The following is a 17653-nucleotide window of genomic DNA, read 5'->3' as shown; positions in this document are numbered from 1 at the left end:
CGGCCGCGACTCGGCGGAGGCCGGCTGCGGCCGGTCGGCGAGGCCGGGACTGGCGTCCTGAGTGGTCATGGCAGGGCCGGGCATTCCTGAAGCAGAGAGAAAAAGGGGGCGGCAAGTAAGCGCGGCGCCGCCGCGGCCTGTCAATGTTACAGCAGAGATGGGCGCCCTGCCGCGGCACCGCTACGATCCCTTTGATTTCGCGAGACGCGCGGACTATCACTAGCGGCCGGCCGTTCCTGGCCGGCGGGGCACCTAACGCCCCTGCCCTCAACCCCCCGGCGGACTCCCGAACAGCGGTACCATGGCACAGGCTCCGGCGACGCTCGACGCTCTGCGTCGCGAAATCGACGAGATCGATGACGCGATCCAGGAGCTCCTGATCCGCCGCACCGAGGTGTCGCGGCGGGTCGGCATGACCAAGGGACCGAACGCCTCGGCGCTGCGGCCGGCGCGCGAGGCCGCCGTCCTGCGCCGGCTGGTCGCGCGGCACCGCGGCTCGCTGCCCCGGGCTGTCCTGGTGCGTCTTTGGCGGGAGATATTCTCGGCCTCCCTGGCACAGCAGATCTCCCTGAAGGTCGCGGTCGGCGGCGGCGCCAAGCTGGCCCAGCTGGCGCGCGAGCAGTTCGGCGTGCTGACGCCGATCACCGACCTCGGCTCGCCGGTGCGGGCGGTCCATGCCGTCGCCGAGGGCGAGGCGGCGATCGCCGTGCTGCCGCTGCCCAGCGACGGCGAGGCCGATCCCTGGTGGCGCTTTCTCGGGCGCAACGGCGAGGCCGTGCCGCGCATCGTCGCCCGCCTGCCGGTCGCGGTCGCCGCGGCACCGAGCGCGGCCGACGGCACCGCGGCGCTGGTCGTCACCCTGTCGCCGCTGGAAGCCAGCGGCGAGGACCGCAGCTACCTGATCCTCGAGACCGCGGAACAGATCAGCCGCAGCGCCCTGCGCGACTGGCTGGCCAAGGCCGAGCTGATCCAGCGCGAGACCTCGGCCTGGCGCGACGACGACACCCGCTGGCTCTACCTGATCGAGGTCGAGGGCTTCGTCGCGCCCGACGACGCGCGCCTGACCCGCCTGGCCGGCGCGGTCGAGAGCAGGGTCGTGCAGGTGACCGCGGTCGGCGCCTATGCCGTGCCCTTCGAGGACGCCGATCTTTGCGACTGGCAGAGCGCCAGCAAGCTGGAGGCCCGTTTACCGTGACCCTGGTTCCGCGCCCCGGCATCCTCGAGATCGCGCCCTACGTCGGCGGCGAGTCCAAGGTCGAGGGCCGCGCCACGGCGATCCGCCTGGCCGCCAACGAGAACCCGCTCGGCCCCAGCCCCAAGGCGGTCGAGGCCTACCGGGCCCTGTCGGGCGACCTCAACCGTTACCCCGACGGCGGCGCCCTGGCCCTGCGGCGGGCGCTCGCCGAGCGCTACGGCCTGAACTTCGAGCGGCTGGTCTGCGGTGCCGGCTCCGACGAGCTGATCGCCTTGCTGGTGCGCGCCTATGCCGGTCCGGGCGACGAGGTGCTCTACAGCCGCCACGGCTTCCTGATGTACGGCATCTCGGCGCGCAGCGCCGGTGCCACCCCGGTCACCGTGCCGGAGCGCAGCCTGACCGCCGACGTCGAGGCCCTGCTCGGCGCCGTCACCGAGCGCACCCGCCTGCTGTTCCTGGCCAACCCGAACAATCCGACCGGCAGCTACCTGCCCTACGAGACGCTGCGCGGCCTCGCCGAGCGCCTGCCGTCCCGGGTGCTGCTGGTCATCGACGCGGCCTATGCCGAGTACGTCGAGGCCTCCGACTACGACGACGGCCTGTCCCTGGTCGAGCGCTTCCCGAACGTCGTCGTGCTGCGGACCTTCTCCAAGATTCACGGCTTGGCGGCGCTGCGCCTGGGCTGGGCCTACGGGCCGGAAGCCGTGATCGACGTCCTCAATCGCGTGCGCGGGCCCTTCAACGTCAGCGCCGCGGCGCTGGCCGCCGGCGTCGCGGCGATCGGCGACGCCCACCACGTCGAGCGCAGCCGCGCCCACAACGCCCGCATCCACGCTTGGTTCGTGCGCCAGCTCGAGCGGCTCAACCTGCGCGCCGAGCCGAGCGTCGGCAACTTCGTGCTGGTGCGCTTCGGCGACGCCCAGGGCGCGGCGGACTTCCTGAAGAGCCAGGGCGTGCTGGTGCGCCCGGTCGGCGCCTACGGCCTGCCCGAGCACCTGCGCATCACCCTCGGCACCGACGAGGAGATGCAGGCCGTCGTCGACGCGCTGGAACGCTACCGCCAATGAGCGGTTCGGACGAGCCCGCCCGGGCGGAGGCCCCGCAGGCCCCGATGTTCGGCAAGATCGCCATCCTCGGCGTCGGCCTGATCGGCTCCTCGCTGGCGCTGGCCTGCCGGCGCCACGGCCTGGCCGGCCGGCTGGCCGGCTATGCGCGCAGCGCCGGCTCGCGCGAGGTCGTCGAGCGGCTGCGCCTGACCGACAGCGTCCATGGCGACCCGGCCGAGGCGGTCGCCGATGCCGACCTGGTCGTGCTCTGCGTGCCGGTCGGCGCCAACGCGGCGGTTGCCGAGGCGATCGCGCCGGCGCTGAAGCCCGGCGCCATCGTCAGCGACGTCGGCTCGGTCAAGCAGGCGGTGATCCGCGACGTCGGGCCGGCGCTGCCCGAGGGCGTGCACTTCGTGCCGGGCCACCCGATCGCCGGCACCGAGCATTCGGGTCCGGGGGCCGGCTTCGCCGACCTCTTCGAGGAGCGCTACTGCGTCCTGACGCCGCCGCCGGGCACCGACGCCGCGGCTGTCGAGCGGGTCGCGGAGCTGTGGCGGCGCTGCGGCGCCCGGGTCGAGACCATGGAGGCGGCGCACCACGACAAGGTACTGGCGATGACCAGCCACCTGCCGCACTTGATCTCCTACACCATCGTCGGCACCGCCTTCGACCTCGCCGAGAGCGAGCGTGGCGAGGTCGTCAAGTTCGCCGCCGGCGGCTTCCGCGACTTCACCCGCATCGCCGGCTCCGACCCGGTGATGTGGCGCGACATCTTCCTCAACAACCGCGAGGCCGTGCTGGAGATCCTGCAGCGCTTCGGCGAGGACCTGTCGCGCCTGCAGCGGGCGATCCGCTGGGGCGAGGGCGAGGCACTGGAGGACCTGTTCCAGCGCACCCGCGAGATCCGCCGCGGCGTGATCCAGCTCGGCCAGGCCGGCACCTTCGACGCCCGCGAGGCGAAGAAGGACGAGGGCGAGGACTGACGCCGGCAGTCCGAGGTCGCAATCCTCGACGGCGACGCGCTCATTTGCGCCGCAACAAGTGATCCTGCCACGGTCGTGCTTAGTTCCTTCTCATCAACCTGAGGAGGATGCAGTGATGATCACCCGTCGCACCGCCCTGATCGGCGCCGCTATCGCCCCGCTCGGCGCCGCCATGGCTTCCCTGGTCGCGGCGACCCCGGCCAATGCCTTGCAGACGGCCGAGCCGGCCGAGGGCCTCGAGCGCGTCCGGGCGACGCTGGTGCCGCCACCGGGGGTGATGGCCCACGAGCAGGTCGCCGTGGGCGCGCCCAAGGTCGTCGAGTTCACGATGACCATCGAGGAGAAGGCAGTGGTCGTCGACGACGAGGGCACGACCTTCCAGGCCATGACCTTCGACGGCTCGATGCCGGGTCCGACCATGGTCGTCCACGAGGGTGACTACGTGCAGCTGACCCTGGTCAACCCCCAGACCAACTCGATGCCGCACAACATCGACTTCCATGCGGCGACCGGTGCGCTCGGGGGCGCCCAGCTGACCTTCGTCAGCCCCGGCGAGCAGGTCACCCTGCGCTTCAAGGCGACGCGCTCCGGCGTCTTCGTCTACCACTGCGCGCCCGAGGGCATGGTGCCCTGGCATGTCGTCAGCGGCATGAGCGGCACGCTAATGGTGCTGCCGCGCGACGGCCTGAAGGATGCCAAGGGGACTCCGCTTCGCTACGACCGCGTCTACACGATCGGCGAGTTCGACCTCTACATCCCGAAGGGGCCGGACGGCGCCTACATGACCTTCGAGAGCCTCGGCGACTCCTACGCCGACACCATGGACGCCATGCGCGGGCTGATCCCCAGCCACGTCGTCTTCAACGGCAGGAAGGGCGCCCTGACCGGCGAGAACGCCCTGACCTCGAAGGTGGGGGAGACGGTGCTGTTCATCCACTCCAGCGCCAACCGCGACACCCGCCCGCACCTGATCGGCGGCCACGGCGACTGGGTCTGGGAGACCGGCAAGTTCGCCAATCCGCCGGAGCAGGACCTGGAGACCTGGTTCGTGCGGGGCGGCAGCGCGGCGGCGGCGATCTACACCTTCCTGCAGCCGGGCATCTACGCCTACGTCAACCACAACCTCATCGAGGCCGCCGAGCTCGGCGCCACCGCCCACGTCAAGGTCGAGGGCGAGTGGAACGAGGACCTGATGACCCAGGTGGCGGCGCCCTCGCCGATCCTGGTGCAGTGAGCCGGCAGTCCCGGTAAGCGCGCGGCCCGCCCTCCACCGAGGGCGGGCCCGGAGGTTTCGGACATGCGTCCCAAGAGCGTCGTCGCGAGCGGCCTTGCCGGGCTCGGCCTTCTGGTCCTGTTCCAGGGCTACGCCTTCCTGCCGGGCCGGCCCGGGGCGGCGGAGGAGCCGCCCCTGGTGCGGATCGAGGCGGCGCGCGTCGAGTACCGCTCGCCCGGCGAGTTCCGGTCGGGTGGCACGCCGGTCAACGGGCCGCTCGTCGGGATCGCGGCGGAGCGGCCCTTCGAAATCATGCAGCGCCAGGTGACCCGCGGCGAGTACCAGGCCTGCGTCGCCGCGGCGGCCTGCCGGCCGCTCGCCGGGCCGGGCGAGCCGGAGCTGCCGCTGGTCGGCGTCTCGTGGCTCGACGCGGCGGATTATGCGGCCTGGCTGTCCCGGGAGACCGGGCGGTCCTACCGGCTGCCGAGCGACCGCGAGTGGGCGCTGGCGGCCGGCTCGCGCTACCGCGACGACGTCTACACCGAGGTGAGCGATCCCGCCGATCCCGCCAAGCGCTGGCTCGCCTCCTACGAGGCCATGGCCGCCGACCGAGAGCCCCTCGAATCGCGGCCGCGGCCGGTCGGCGGCTTCGGGCGCAACGAGCACGGCCTGCTCGACCTCGCCGGCAACGTCTGGGAGTGGACCAGCACCTGCTTCGTGCGCTTTCGCAGCGATCCCGAGACCGGGGCCGTGAGCGCCCACGAGAACTGCGGCGTCCGCATCGCCCAGGGCCGGCACCGCGCCTACATGACCGACTTCATCCGCGATCCCAAGGCGGGTGCCTGCTCGGTCGGGGTGCCGCCGGCCAACCTCGGCCTGCGCCTGGTCCGCGAAGCGTCCGGGCCCCTCGGTCGCCTGCGCGCCCGGCTCGGCGCCTGAGTCGCCGTAGATCTCCTGACCGTCGATTGGCCTGGCGCCATGTCTCGCTAGGACTTGCGCGCCACCAGGGTGTAGCTGAGCGGCAGCTCGAGGCCCTCGCGCGTCTCGTAGAGGTCCCATTCGGCGGAGGAGATGTTTTCAGGATACTCGCGCAGGCTCTCCAGGTTGAGACCGGCGCCGAGCGCCCCCATGACCACGTCGGACAGGGTGTGGACGAACCAGTAGTGCGTCGGCACCGGCAGAGTGGCGCCGCCGTCATAGACGATCGCCGCGCTCTCGGCGAAGGGCGCGCTGCGGAAGTAGGAATGCTGCGGCTCGAAGGGCCGCTCGGCCCTGGGCTCGAGCATGTTCGTGAAGGGGTGCTGCTCGTGCAAGAGCAGCACTCCGCCGGGCCTGAGCAGGCGGGCGGCGACCGCGAAGAAGTCCGGCAGCTCCGGCATCCAGCCGAGCACGCCGATGGTCACCAGCACGACCTCGAAGGCGGCATCGTGGGCGCCCTCGATCCCGTAGACGTCGCCGGATTGTCATTCTATACACAGTTCGGAACTGCTCGTGCAGTTCTCTGTAGATGCAGTGGCAGAGTCCGAGCCTTTCATCCAGCGAAGCGGAGCCAATGGATACGCATCATTCCCAGCAAAGTCGTCGACTCACCCCAATTGGCTTACGCACGTTCTGGCATCGTTGCGCTGAGCCCAGTAAGTAGTAGCAATTGTCGTAGCCTCGCGACCACCTCGGCGCTCGGCAGGGCGAGATCGATCGTCACGAACCGCACAAGATGCCCTTGCAGCTCTGCCACCTCGTCCATATCAAAACCGATCGCTGGATAAAGTAGTATCCCCTCCGATATGAGGGAGCGAGGGTCACTCTCACGTTCCTGACTGCGAAGATAGGAGTAGAGCTGGTATATGTGGCCTGTCTTGAAACGCTGACTGTCGCCGAACTGCGAACGCGTCAATATTTTCGTAAATTTCGTGTCGATGATGATCCGCCGCCCTACCTGTTCGTTCTCAACGATGATGTCCGTCACCATCATCGGCAGGTGAATCTGAATGCCGGGAGAGGCGGCGCCGATAGGCCAGTTAAAGTGCTTGCCAGGATAGACGCGCCAACCTTCCTCGCGCGGCAGTTCGGCCGCGAAGAAGTTGGCAATGGCGCGTTCGAAAAGCTTGCGGAACTCCGTTTCGCCACGCTGCGCCCTAAGTAGGGAACGGAAACCTTTTCTCTCGGACGGCAACACAAGGTCAAAGACCGCGCGAGCTAGCGAAACCATCAGGCTGTCCTGGGCTTCGTGCCGCCCAATCTCATCAGATGCCATTTCGGCGCGTGAGGGCATCGCGCCGCTAACACCGACACGGCCAAGCGCCCCAGAGAGCATGCTGGTTCTGTGCGCGAGCGCTGAATCATGAATCCGTCCACCCAACACCGTCAGAGCTGCCCGCACGAGTCGGTTGCGAGGCGTGTCGATAGTCAGCTCCTCGAAGCGGCAAGCGATCTCGCCACGGCGGAATAGATTACGGGACTCGGTCTGGAGGATGTCGATCCGCCCGCGCACGCGCTTGAGGGTCTCCTCGCGGTGCCGGTAGCCGAAGCTCAGGTTCCGGCGCAGGCGGGTTTCAACGGCATGACACAGAAGGCGCGCAATCAGAGACTTGAAGTCTGGCGACTCCTCGATCTCGGCCGCAAACCGTCCCTGAAACCGCGCTAGGTCGTATGCGTAGAGGAAGAGGAACCAGACATTCCGGACCGGAATGCTATCGTAGGCGAGTTGCGCGGCCGCCGCACTTTCTTCCTCGGATTCCAGTACAGAGCTCATAGGCCCTTGAGGAGTCGCGCCTTCGATTTGGCGGCCTGATCGAGGTTATCGAACCAGTATTCTTCAAGGAGCGGTGCGATCTCTGTCTCTACGATCCCACGGAACCAAGTTCTTGCGTCGCCAATCACCTCACCGGGTGCGGGAGTTACATAGCTGTGGCCAATCCTGAACTGCGCGCCGAGGGAACGGTCGGCTGCGATCTCGTCATTGAGCTCCGCCACTAGTTGTTGAATTCGGTCAAGAGTCTGCCCGTCAATGCCGGATTTATTCTTGCACCAAAGACGCCAGCTCTCATTGAGCGCGGTTTCAAGGGTGACGAAGGCAAAGCGGCGACGCAGCGCCAGATCGACGAGGGCGAGCGATCGGTCGGCGATGTTCATTGTGCCGATCACATAGAGGTTGCTCGGAATGAAGACGCGCTCACCCGGTTCTCGCCGATAGGCAAGTTCTATCGCATCAGCTTCACTGCGTTTATCCTTTTCGAGCAATGTCAGCATTTCACCGAAGATTTGGGCGGGGTTGCCCCGATTGATTTCCTCTACAATAACGACAAACGGACCGTCTGGCTCTGCCCGTGCCGTCTCAACGGACTCAAGAAAGACGCCGTCGATCAGAGAGAGATCGCCGTTGCCATCGGGGCGCCAACCGCGCACAAAATCCTCATAGGACAGCGAAGGGTGGAATTGGATCGAACGCATCCGCTTGCGGGTGATCGCGCGATCTTTGGTACCGATTAGAGCATAACCGAGCCGCTTGGCAAGCCAGGTCTTCCCAGTGCCGGGCGGTCCCTGAAGGATGAGATTCTTCTTGACGCTAAGATGGGAAAGGGCGGAGGCTAGTGCCTCCTTAGATAGAAAGCATCCGTCGTTCAGGATGTCGCCGATGGCGTAAGGCGTGATCTCCGCCCTCTCAATGTCGGCATCAGCTTCCTCGTTCTCAAACTCGATATCAGTGAACGTTGGCGCGCGATTGCGGTAGCGCTTCGCCCAATAAGACTGGCGCAGCCAAAATTCATAGTCCTGTTTATGGTCGTTGAAGGTGAACTGGATTAGCCGGCGCGCGAGCTCATCCGAGGCGTCCGCCTCAACAAGGGTTACGCGGTATGTATAGAAATACCAGTCCCTTGGCTCGTCCAGCGGCTTCCAATCGACCTTGACCGTCCTGCCATCATTCAGGTTCTCGGTGATCGTGCCGATCGCCTTAATCCGCATGCACGAGACAGGCTTATCCTGGTTCTCGAAAGGGAGACCATACTTCTTGACGAGCGCAGCTTTGATCGCGATCCGATCGCCCGGCCGCATACGGCCGACGTGTTCGATATACTTGTCCTGGTAGCCGTTCTGCCAGATGCCTTCACGGAGGAACCGTTCCATCTGATCATCGGTACCGCCCCAAACCGCGCCGACAAACCAGAAACGACGGTTCGGATCATCGAAAATATCGCCGGTACCTTGATCAGAAGGAGCTGCCACGTTACCGATGCCATCATCATTAACAATTCTGTAACGGGCGCGAATATCCCGAAAAAGCGCAAGTGCAGCATCATAGTCGAGATGCGTTTCCCGTCCCTCGGAGGTCAGGTGCCAGGTACCGCGCCTCTTGCTCTCGATCAACCCAGCCTTGGCGAGGTAAAATTTTGCCCAACCGACTTGGTTCTCGTACTTTGACAACCCATTCTTGTTTTTCGCCTTTAGGTCTTCCTCAGTGACAAGTGGATTCTTGACAAGAGCCGCAAAGATTTGTTTGGGCTCGGCGGCGTCGCCGAGTCCCCGCATTGCGTCGAGAAGCGGGCCGAACAGGCGAACGAAATGAGGGCCGTCCTTGCGGCCCGTTGATCCAGAGCCGTTGGACTTCTGGAACTTGGCGAGCTCCTCGGACGTTAGCTCCAGTTCATTCGGTGCAGTAGGCGCCCAGGCAAACAGAGCATCTTGTTGCTCGCGAACGAATGCGGCTGGATCGATTACATCGAAGCCAAAGCTCTTTGCGGCGTTGATAAAGCCGTCGCGCGCCTCGCCTTCCAGCAGGCCGCTTCCGACGTTACTCTTGTTGACAACAATGGCGCTCGGCATCGGCCAGTCGCGCTTCGCAGCGATTTCGACGAGGTCGCCGAGGTGATGGTTCATGGCGCGGCGGACTTTTCGCCATGCGGCACCGTTAACCTTGGCAAGGTCGCCATAGCTTATGAATTGGCGGGTGCGCGCCGCCTCAAGGATCGCCTTATAGGTCGTGTTCAGGTCGAGTTGCTCGGTCATGGCCCTAACTCTAAAGAGACTTTCTGAAAGCGCCTAGTCTGATCATCGACTTACCATAGGCGACCTCTCTGCCTCGACCGTCGCGTTCTTGCCGGCCACGCCCGCCTGCTCGAGCAGCTCCGTGGTAAGCGGGTGCAGGCAGGAGAAGCCGGGGCGGGCGAAGCCCTCGGCCAGCTGCTGCCAGGCGCCGCCGTCGCGATGCAGGGGCGCCGAGCGGTCCCAGGCCGCGCGGTTCGCGGCGACGTAGTGGTTCCTGTCCATCGTCTGCCTCCGGCAGCCTACGCCCCAAGCATAGCGCCGAGCCTGCCCCTGCCGAAACCGCGGGAGCGATGCCGCCTTTGCCGCACGGTCGCCCCGGCGCTACCATGTGACCAGCATGCACGGCAGTCCTCCCGCGGTCCGCTCCCTCGACTACGACGCGCTGCGCGCTTACGGCGCGACGCGGCCCCGGCCCGAGCTGCCCGCGGGCCGGGACTTCTGGGTGTTCGGCTACGGCAGCCTGATGTGGAACCCGGGCTTCCCCCATCTGGCGGTGCGCCAGGCCCTGCTGCACGGCTTTCACCGGCGCTTCTGCGTCTATTCGCATCGCTACCGCGGCACGCCGGAGCGTCCGGGCCTGGTGCTCGGGCTCGACCGCGGCGGCGCCTGCCACGGCATGATCTTCCAGGCGCCGGCCGCCGAGGCCGGCACGGTGATGGACTATCTATGGGAGCGCGAGATGGTGACCGGGGTCTACGAGCCGCGCTGGCTCACCACCCGGACGCCCGAGGGGCCGGTCTCGGCGCTCGGGTTCGTGGTCGACCCGCGCCATCCCCAGTACACCGGCAAGATGCCTGCCGACTGGGTCGCCCGCATGATCGTCCAGGGCCGCGGCAACCGGGGGCCCTGCAGCGAGTACCTGGTCGAGACCGACCGGCACCTGCGCGCCCTCGGCATCGTCGACCGCTCCTTGTCCCAGCTGATCCGCCTGGTCGACCGGCACTGCCCGCCGACTTGACGCCGGAGCCGGCAGGCGGCGAGGTCGCTTGCGCAGGACCGCCGCCGCCGGTCACTCTGCGCCGATGCCGCTCGACGACCTCGCCCTTCTGGAGCGCCTGGCCGCGGCGCTCGCCGCCGGCCTGCTGATCGGCCTGGAGCGCGGCTGGCGCGCGCGGGCCCTGGCCGAGGGCGCGCGCGTCGCCGGCCTGCGCACCTTCGGGCTGATCGGCCTGCTCGGCGGCCTGGCCAGCCTGCTCGGCCAGGCCGAGGCGCCGGGCCAGGGATTGCCGGTGCTGGCCGCGGCCTTCCTTGCCCTCGGGCTGGTGCTCGCGGCCGGCTACTGGCGCGCCACCGCAGCCAGCCGCGACCTTTCGGCGACCAGCGCGGTCGCCGCCCTGGTCACCTTCGGACTCGGCGCCGCCGCCGGGGCAGGCGAGCTGGCGGTCGCCGGCGCCGGGGCGGTCATCGTCGCCCTGCTGCTCGGCACCAAGCCGCAGCTGCACCGGCTGGTCGGGCGCCTCGAGCGGCGCGAGCTGCTGGCCGTGCTCCAGCTGCTGCTGATCTCGCTGGTGCTGCTGCCGGTGCTGCCGGACCGTGGCCTGGGGCCCTGGCAGGCCCTCAATCCCTACCGGATCTGGTGGATGGTCGTGCTGGTCGCCGGCCTGTCCTCGATCGGCTACTTCGCGATCCGCCTGGCCGGGCCGCGTCGGGGCCTGCTGCTCACCGGCCTGCTGGGCGGCCTTGCCTCCTCGACCGCGACGACGGTCGCCCTGGCGCGCCGGGCGGCCTCTGCCAAGCCCGAGGGGCTGGCGCCGCCGCGCCTGCTGGCCGCCGGGATCCTGCTGTCCTGCGCCGTCATGTTCCCGCGCATGCTGCTGGTCTCGGGCCTGATCGCGCCCGCGCTGCTGCCGCTGCTGGCGGCACCCTTGCTCGCCGCCGGGCTGGCGGCGGCCGCGGTCGCGCTCTGGGCGGCGGCCGGCGGAGGGAGCGCGCCGGAGAAGCCTGCGCCGCAGGAACCTGCGCGCGAGGAAGCCGCGGTCAGGCTCGAGGCCGAGAATCCCCTGGAGCTCGGCACGGCGCTCAAGTTCGGCCTGCTGCTCGCGGCGATCCTGCTCGGCACCGAGGCGCTGCGCCGCTGGGTCGGCAACGAGGCGCTCTACCTGATCGCCGCCGTCTCCGGCCTCGCCGACGTCGACGCCGTGACGCTGTCGTTCTCGGCCCTGGTCGCCGACGGGGCGGCGCTCCCGGCGCTGGCCGGCGGTGCGATCCTGCTGGCCGCGGGGGTCAACACCGCGGTCAAGGGCGCGCTGGGCATGGCGCTGAGCCGCGGCCGGCTCTGGTCCTGGCTCGCCGGCGGCCTCGGCGGCGCCCTGCTGGCCGGCGCCGCGGCGATGCTGGGGCAGAGGTTGTTCGTCCCCGCTTGAGACCGCCTTCGCCGGTTGGCGGCCGCCCTTCAGCCGCCGTGGAGCGCGACCCAGCCGGACTCGACCAGCCGCGAGACGTCGCCGAAGTCGACCAGCAGCAGCACCAGCAGGACGATGATCGCCAAACCCAGGAAGGGCGTGTACCAGGGCAGCGGCACGGGATTGGCGGCGCCGCAGGCCTGGCAGCGGTCGTCGTCGATGCCGAGCGCGGCGCCGCACTGGCGGCAGAGGCGGCGGCTCACGGGGCGCTCACGGGGCACGGGGCGCTCACGAGCACTTCGAGTAGCCGCAGCCGGTGCAGAGGTCGCAGCCCTCCTGGCGGATCAGCGCGGCGCTGCCGCACTTGGGGCACTGCCGGGCGACGCGGCCCCGCCCGCCGCCGGGGCTCGCGCCCTCCTCGGGCGGCGGCTGGTCGTCGCCGGCCGCGACGCGCCGCACCTGCTCGGCCAGGGAGGCGGCCTCCGGCGGCGCCAGGAAGCCGATGTCGACCAGATGCCGCTCGATGACGCCGCCGATCGCGGCGAGCAGCGAGGGCACGTAGCGACCGCCCAGCCAGGCGCCGCCGCGCGGATCGAAGACCGCCTTCAGCTCCTCGACGACGAAGGAGACGTCGCCGCCGCGCCGGAATACCGCCGAGATCATCCGGGTCAGGGCCACGGTCCAGGCGTAGTGCTCCATGTTCTTGGAGTTGATGAAGACCTCGAAGGGCCTGCGCCGCCCGTCCTGCACGATGTCGTTGAGCGTGATGTAGATGGCGTGGTCGCTCTCCGGCCAGGTCAGCTTGTAGGTCCGACCGGGCAGGGCCTCGGGCCGGGCCAGCGGCTCCGTCAGGTGGACGACGCCGCCCTCCGCGGGCGCGGCGGCGGCGGCCTTGTCCTCGACCTCCAGCACGGCGCCGCGCAGCGCGTTCGGCCGGTAGGTCGTGCAGCCCTTGCAGCCGAGCTCGTAGGCGCTGCGGTAGACGTCCTTGAAGGCCTCGAAGCCGATGTCGGCCGGCAGGTTGATGGTCTTGGAGACCGAGGAGTCGATGAAGCGCTGCACCGTCGCCTGCATGACCAGGTGCGCCGCCGGCTCCAGCGACTGGGCGTCGACGAAGGCCGGCCCCGGCGCCGCCTCGGCGCCGAAGCGCTCGCGGAACAGGCGGTAGGCGTGGTCGACGACCTTCTCGGCCGGCCGCTCGCCGTCGGCCTGGCGGACCCGGCGCGTGTACTCGAAGGCGAAGACCGGCTCCAGGCCCGAGGAGACGTTGTCGGCAAGCAGCGAGATCGTCCCGGTCGGCGCGACCGAGGTGACCAGGCCATTGCGAATGCCGTAGCGGGCGATCGCCTCGCGCACCTCTGGCTCGAGCTCGCCGACGGTCTCGCCGGCCAGGAAGGCCTCGCGGTCGAACAGCGGGAAGCTGCCCTTCTCGGCGGCCAGCTCGCTCGAGGCCAGGTAGGCGGCACGGCGCAAGGCGCCCAGCCAGCGCTCGCTGCGCTCGACCGCCTCCTGGCTGCCGTAGCGCAGGCCGCAGAGGATCAGGGCGTCGGCGAGCCCGGTGATGCCGAGGCCGATGCGCCGCTTGGCCAGCGCCTCCGCCTTCTGCGCCTCGAGCGGGAAGCGCGAGGCGTCGATGGCGTTGTCGAGCAGGCGCACGGCGGTGGCGGTCAGCTCGGCCAGCGCCTCGAGGTCGAGGTCGGCATCGGCTTCGAAGGGCCGCTCGACCAGGGCCGCCAGGTTGATCGAGCCGAGCAGGCAGGCGCCGTAGGGCGGCAGCGGCTGCTCGCCGCAGGGATTGGTCGAGCCGATCGTCTCGCAGTAGTGCAGGTTGTTGCGCTGGTTGATGCGGTCGATGAAGATGACGCCCGGCTCGGAGGCCTCGTAGGTCGCCGCCATGATGCGCTCCCAGAGCGCCCGCGCCTTCATGGTCCGGAAGGTCCTGCCGCCGAACACCAGCGGCCAGTCGGCGTCCTCGCGCAGCGCCGTCATGAAGCCGTCGGTGACCAGCACCGAGAGGTTGAAGTTGGTCAGCCGGCCCGGGGTTCGCTTGGCCTCGACGAAGGCCTCGATGTCGGGATGGTCGCAGCGCAGGGTCGCCATCATGGCGCCGCGCCGGTTGCCGGCCGACATCACGGTGGCGCACATGGCGTCCCAGACGTCCATGAAGGACAGCGGGCCCGAGGCGTCGGCGCCGACGCCGGCGACCGGCGCGCCGCGCGGCCGCAGGGTCGAGAAGTCGTAGCCGATGCCGCCGCCCTGCTGCAGGGTCAGCGCCGCCTCGCGCAGCTGGGCGAAGATCCCGCCCATGTCGTCGGGGATCGTGCCCATGACGAAGCAGTTGAACAGCGTCACGTTGCGCTCGGTGCCGGCGCCGGCCAGGATCCGCCCGGCGGGCAGGAAGCGGAAGCCCTCCAGGGCCTCGTAGAAGCGCCCTTCCCAGAGGTCGGGCGCGCGCTCGACGGCGGCCAGCGCCCGGGCGACCCGCCGCCAGCTGTCCTCGACGCTGTCCTCGAGCGGCGCGCCCTCGGCGTCCTTCAACCGGTATTTGTCGTGCCAGATCTTCTGGGAGATCGACGAAAGCGCCATCGGGAGAGCGCGCTCCGGCTTGCCTGAAGGACCGCAAAGGTAGGGTCGCGGCCGGCAGGAATCAACGTTCATCCTTCGTTCGGCCGGCGGTGGCGGCCCGGCCCTCGGCCAGCAGCCGCCGGCTCGCCGGCTCGATGCGCGCCTCCAGCTCGGCCAGGAACTGCCGGCGCGGCAGCCCCGGCGGAATCGGCTCCAGGAACTCCAGCACGATGCGGCCGGGCCGGCGCAGGAACGACTGGCGCGGCCAGTAGAGGCCGGAGTTGAGCGCCACCGGCACGACCGGCACCCCGAGCTCGCCGTAGAGCGCCGCGACCCCCGGGTGGTAGGGCCGGCTGTCGCCGGGCGCGGTGCGCGTGCCCTCGGGATAGATCACCAGGGGCCGGCGCTCGCGGCCGACGATGCGACGCGCCGCCGCCAGCATCCGGCGCAGGGCCGCGGCCCCGCCCTTGCGGTCGACCGCGATCATGCGCAGCCGCCACATGATCCAGCCGAAGAAGGGCACCAGCAGGAGCTCGCGCTTGAGCACGTAGGCCGGGTCGCGGACCAGCAGCGGGAACACCAGGGTGTCCCAGGCCGACTGGTGCTTGCTGGCGATCAGCAGGCCGCCCTCGGCCGGCAGGCGGTCGCGGCCGCGGACCTCCCAGGTCAGGCCGCAGAGGTGCTCCAGCAGGAACAGGATGCCGCGGACCCACAGCCGGCCGCCGGCGTAGAGGGCGCGCCTGGGCAGCAGGAAGGCCGGCAGCAGGACCAGCCCGATGGCGACCAGCCAGAGGTGGTAGGCGAGCTGGAACAGCGCCGAGCGGAGGATCAGGGCGATCCCCGCCGGTGGCTCCGGCGGGCCTTCGGCCGGCGCGCTCACGCGCGCGGTTTCCCGAGCGCGCTCGCGCGCGCAGACCCCCCGAGCGCGCTCGCGCGCGCAGACCCCCCGAGCGCGCTCACGCGCGGAGCCCGTCGAGACCGCCGGGCAGCAGGCCGGCGGCCAGGGCGGCGAGGAACTTGACGTACTCGGTCATCAGCAGCCAGGCGCTGTCGGGGCTGAACCACCACTGCTCGCGGAAGCCGACCGGGAACACCGGATGGGGCACGATCTCGGCCTCGGGCAGGGCGCGGCGGAACTCCATCATGCTGCGCGGCAGGTGGTAGGCGCCGGTCACCAGGCGCAGGCTGGTCAGGCCCTCCCTGCGCATCCACTCGGCGGCCTCGCGGGCGTTGCCGTGGGTGTCCTCGGCGTCGTAGCCGAGGGCGATGCAGCAGGCCAGCTCCTCCGGCGCGCCGCGCCCCAGGCGCAGCAGCTCGCTGACCTCGACGCCCCGGTAGACGCCTGAGACGAAGAGCTTCTGCGCCGCGCCCTGCTCGAGCAGCTCGAAGCCGACCTTGAGCCGCTCGCTGCCGCCGGTCAGCACGACGATGGCGTCGGTGCGCTGGTCGGGTGGCGGCGCCACCGGCGGCAGACCGAGGGCGAAGGCGGCGAAGCCGCCCAGGAACAGCAGGAGCAGGACCGCCGGGACAAGCAGGAAGCGGCGCGGCCGCCGGGTCCGATCGCGAGGCATTGTGCTCATCGCCGGATCGCCGCTAGGCAAGCCGGGCGAGGGTGCCGAGCACCGTCCAGCGCGCCGTCAGGGCGGCGACCGCGACGGCCAGCGGCGGCAGCAGCAGCAGGGCGATCCAGTCGACCGGCGTCGGCGAGAAGCCCGGCAGCAGCCCGGCGCCGCTCTCCACGACCCGCTCCAGCGCATAGAGCACCAGGCCGGCCGCGACCAGGCCGACGAGACCGCCGCGCAGGGCCAGGCGCGCCGCGTTGTGCTGGAACTGACCGGCGACGTAGCGGTCGCGCGCGCCCATGAGGTGCAGCAGCTCGATGGTCTGGCGATGCACCGACAGGCCGGTGCGGGTGACGAAGATGAGCGTCAGGATGGTCGCGGCCCCGACCAGCAGCACGACCGCCGCGGCGATCAGCTGGAGCGAGCGCGCGAAGTCGATCAAGGCGCCCAGGTAGCGCTGGTGGTCGTCGAGCCGGGCCGCCGGGATCTCCTGCTCCAGCCGTTCGGCGAGGCCCTCGGGCACGCCCTCGACGCCGCGGGCCAGGGTGACGTCGACCAGCACGGGCAGCGGCAGGGTCGCGTCGTAGGCGCTGGCGCCGAGCCAGGGCTCGAGCAGGCCGCCGAGCGTCCGGCGGTCGAGCACCTCGACCTGCGAGATGCTTTCGCTGGCGGCCAGGAACTCGAGCACCAGGCCGACCCTGGCCTCGGTCTCGGCGGCGTTCTGGCCGGGCATCACCTGCACCGTCAGCTTGCCGGCCAGCCCGCTGTCCCAGCGCGCGGCCAGCCGGTTGGCGCCGAGCGCGCCGACCAGGGCGAGGCCGGCCAGGAAGACCAGGAAGGCGATCAGCCAGGGCAGGTAGCGCGCCGAGGCGTCGCTGGCCAGCGGCAGGTCGCGGCGGCGGCGGCGCTTGGGGACCGCGGGCCGCCGAGCGGAGAGCGAGGGGAAGCCGCGGCGCGCCATGGCTCAGGCGGCTCCGCCGGCCGCCCGGGCCACGGCGGGCACGATGCGCAGCGTGCCGCCTTCCAGGCGCAGCCGCGGGTGCGCGAAACGCCCGACCAGCGTCTCGTTGTGGGTGGCGACGACCACGGTCGTGCCGTTGCGGTGCATCTCCTCGAACAGGAACATCAGGCGCATGGCGATGCGGTCGTCGACGTTCCCGGTCGGCTCGTCGGCGAGCAGCAGGCTAGGCCGGCCGACGACGGCGCGGGCGATGGCGACGCGCTGCTGCTGGCCGCCCGACAGGGTCGCCGGCAGCGAATCCAGGCAGTCGGCCAGGCCGACCCAGGACAGGAGCTCGCTGACCTTGGAGTCGATCGCGCCGCCCCGCTCCCCGGTCAGGTGCAGCGGCAGGGCGACGTTCTCGAAGGCGGTCAGGTGGGCGATCAGGCGGAAGTCCTGGAACACGACGCCCATGCGGCGGCGCATCACCGCCCGGTCCTCGCGCGACAGGCGGGCGACGTCGCGGCCGAACAGCATCAGGCGGCCGCGCGTCGGGCGCTGGCCGAGGTTGAGCAGGCGCAGGAAGGAGGACTTGCCGGCACCGCTGTGGCCGACCAGGAAGTGGAAGGAGCCCGGCTCGAGGTGGCAGGTGACGCCGCTCAGCACCTCCGGCCCCTCGCCGTAGCGCAAGGCGACGTCGTCCAATCGAACCAACGGGCCTGTCCTCCTGGCGGTTGGGGGCGGGGGCGGCGGGCGGGCGCCGC

17 protein-coding genes are annotated in these 17653 nt (G+C 70.0%); 7 read left to right on the top strand and 10 right to left on the bottom strand.

Annotation, left to right across the window (positions count from 1 at the left end; translation table 11 throughout):
* The first annotated feature begins 301 nt into the window (after positions 1-301).
* The 5 genes from WD341_RS01300 (at position 302) to WD341_RS01280 (ending at position 5376) form a co-directional block, all read left to right on the top strand.
* Positions 302-1195 carry a chorismate mutase gene (locus WD341_RS01300; protein ID WP_368423595.1) on the top strand — a complete coding sequence of 298 codons (894 nt, stop codon included), beginning with the start codon at positions 302-304 and terminating at the stop codon, positions 1193-1195.
* Positions 1192-2262 (top strand): histidinol-phosphate transaminase, encoded by a 1071-nt coding sequence (hisC, locus tag WD341_RS01295; protein ID WP_368423594.1) that lies wholly within the window; start codon positions 1192-1194, stop codon positions 2260-2262. The genes WD341_RS01300 and hisC overlap by 4 nt, the downstream gene beginning before the upstream one ends.
* Positions 2259-3224, top strand: coding sequence for a prephenate/arogenate dehydrogenase family protein (locus WD341_RS01290; RefSeq protein ID WP_368423593.1), 966 nt, complete (start codon positions 2259-2261; stop codon positions 3222-3224). Before hisC ends, WD341_RS01290 begins: the two co-directional genes overlap by 4 nt.
* Before the next feature lie 115 nt (positions 3225-3339).
* Positions 3340-4458 carry a copper-containing nitrite reductase gene (gene nirK, locus WD341_RS01285; RefSeq protein ID WP_368423592.1) on the top strand — a complete coding sequence of 373 codons (1119 nt, stop codon included), beginning with the start codon at positions 3340-3342 and terminating at the stop codon, positions 4456-4458.
* A gap of 63 nt (positions 4459-4521) precedes the next feature.
* Positions 4522-5376, top strand: a complete 855-nt coding sequence (locus WD341_RS01280) for an SUMF1/EgtB/PvdO family nonheme iron enzyme (protein ID WP_368423591.1) — start codon at positions 4522-4524, stop codon at positions 5374-5376.
* Positions 5377-5423: 47 nt separating this feature from the next.
* Here the strand turns inward: WD341_RS01280 and WD341_RS01275 are convergent, their stop codons facing one another.
* From WD341_RS01275 to WD341_RS01260, 4 genes are all read right to left on the bottom strand, one after another.
* Positions 5424-5846: a hypothetical protein gene (locus tag WD341_RS01275; RefSeq protein ID WP_368423590.1), complete on the bottom strand. Its 423-nt coding sequence runs from the start codon at positions 5844-5846 to the stop codon at positions 5424-5426.
* Positions 5847-6037: 191 nt separating this feature from the next.
* Complete coding sequence (locus WD341_RS01270; RefSeq protein ID WP_368423589.1) at positions 6038-7189, bottom strand: 5-methylcytosine-specific restriction endonuclease system specificity protein McrC; 1152 nt, start codon at positions 7187-7189, stop codon at positions 6038-6040.
* Positions 7186-9441: an AAA family ATPase gene (locus WD341_RS01265; RefSeq protein WP_368423588.1), complete on the bottom strand. Its 2256-nt coding sequence runs from the start codon at positions 9439-9441 to the stop codon at positions 7186-7188. The genes WD341_RS01270 and WD341_RS01265 overlap by 4 nt, the downstream gene beginning before the upstream one ends.
* 42 nt (positions 9442-9483) lie before the next feature.
* Positions 9484-9702 carry a hypothetical protein gene (locus tag WD341_RS01260; protein ID WP_368423587.1) on the bottom strand — a complete coding sequence of 73 codons (219 nt, stop codon included), beginning with the start codon at positions 9700-9702 and terminating at the stop codon, positions 9484-9486.
* 115 nt (positions 9703-9817) lie between these two features.
* Between WD341_RS01260 and WD341_RS01255 the strand changes: the two genes are divergently transcribed.
* Positions 9818-10438, top strand: coding sequence for a gamma-glutamylcyclotransferase (locus tag WD341_RS01255; protein WP_368423586.1), 621 nt, complete (start codon positions 9818-9820; stop codon positions 10436-10438).
* 28 nt (positions 10439-10466) lie between these two features.
* Positions 10467-11843 carry an MgtC/SapB family protein gene (locus WD341_RS01250; protein WP_368423585.1) on the top strand — a complete coding sequence of 459 codons (1377 nt, stop codon included), beginning with the start codon at positions 10467-10469 and terminating at the stop codon, positions 11841-11843.
* Between the two features lie 29 nt (positions 11844-11872).
* Here WD341_RS01250 and WD341_RS01245 read toward each other — a convergent pair whose 3' ends face one another.
* From WD341_RS01245 to WD341_RS01220, 6 genes are all read right to left on the bottom strand, one after another.
* Positions 11873-12085: a hypothetical protein gene (locus WD341_RS01245; protein ID WP_368423584.1), complete on the bottom strand. Its 213-nt coding sequence runs from the start codon at positions 12083-12085 to the stop codon at positions 11873-11875.
* 25 nt (positions 12086-12110) lie between these two features.
* A complete protein-coding gene (locus tag WD341_RS01240; protein ID WP_368423583.1) occupies positions 12111-14408 on the bottom strand; it encodes an adenosylcobalamin-dependent ribonucleoside-diphosphate reductase in 2298 nt (765 codons plus the stop codon).
* Between the two features lie 61 nt (positions 14409-14469).
* The gene (locus WD341_RS01235) at positions 14470-15267 is read right to left on the bottom strand and encodes a lysophospholipid acyltransferase family protein (protein ID WP_368423582.1); all 798 of its coding nucleotides are present in this window, start codon (positions 15265-15267) and stop codon (positions 14470-14472) included.
* Between the two features lie 76 nt (positions 15268-15343).
* On the bottom strand, positions 15344-15958 hold the full coding sequence (locus WD341_RS01230; RefSeq protein WP_368423581.1) for a YdcF family protein: 615 nt from the start codon (positions 15956-15958) through the stop codon (positions 15344-15346).
* Positions 15959-15980: 22 nt separating this feature from the next.
* Entirely contained in the window at positions 15981-16910 is a 930-nt protein-coding gene (locus WD341_RS01225; RefSeq protein ID WP_368423580.1) for a cell division protein FtsX, read from the bottom strand.
* A gap of 3 nt (positions 16911-16913) precedes the next feature.
* Positions 16914-17603: a cell division ATP-binding protein FtsE gene (locus WD341_RS01220; RefSeq protein ID WP_368423579.1), complete on the bottom strand. Its 690-nt coding sequence runs from the start codon at positions 17601-17603 to the stop codon at positions 16914-16916.
* Between the last annotated feature and the right edge of the window lie 50 nt (positions 17604-17653).

This window comes from Tistlia sp. (assembly GCF_040905785.1).
Lineage (GTDB): Bacteria > Pseudomonadota > Alphaproteobacteria > Kiloniellales > DSM-21159 > Tistlia.
This window is presented reverse-complemented; position numbering and strand designations above follow the sequence as displayed.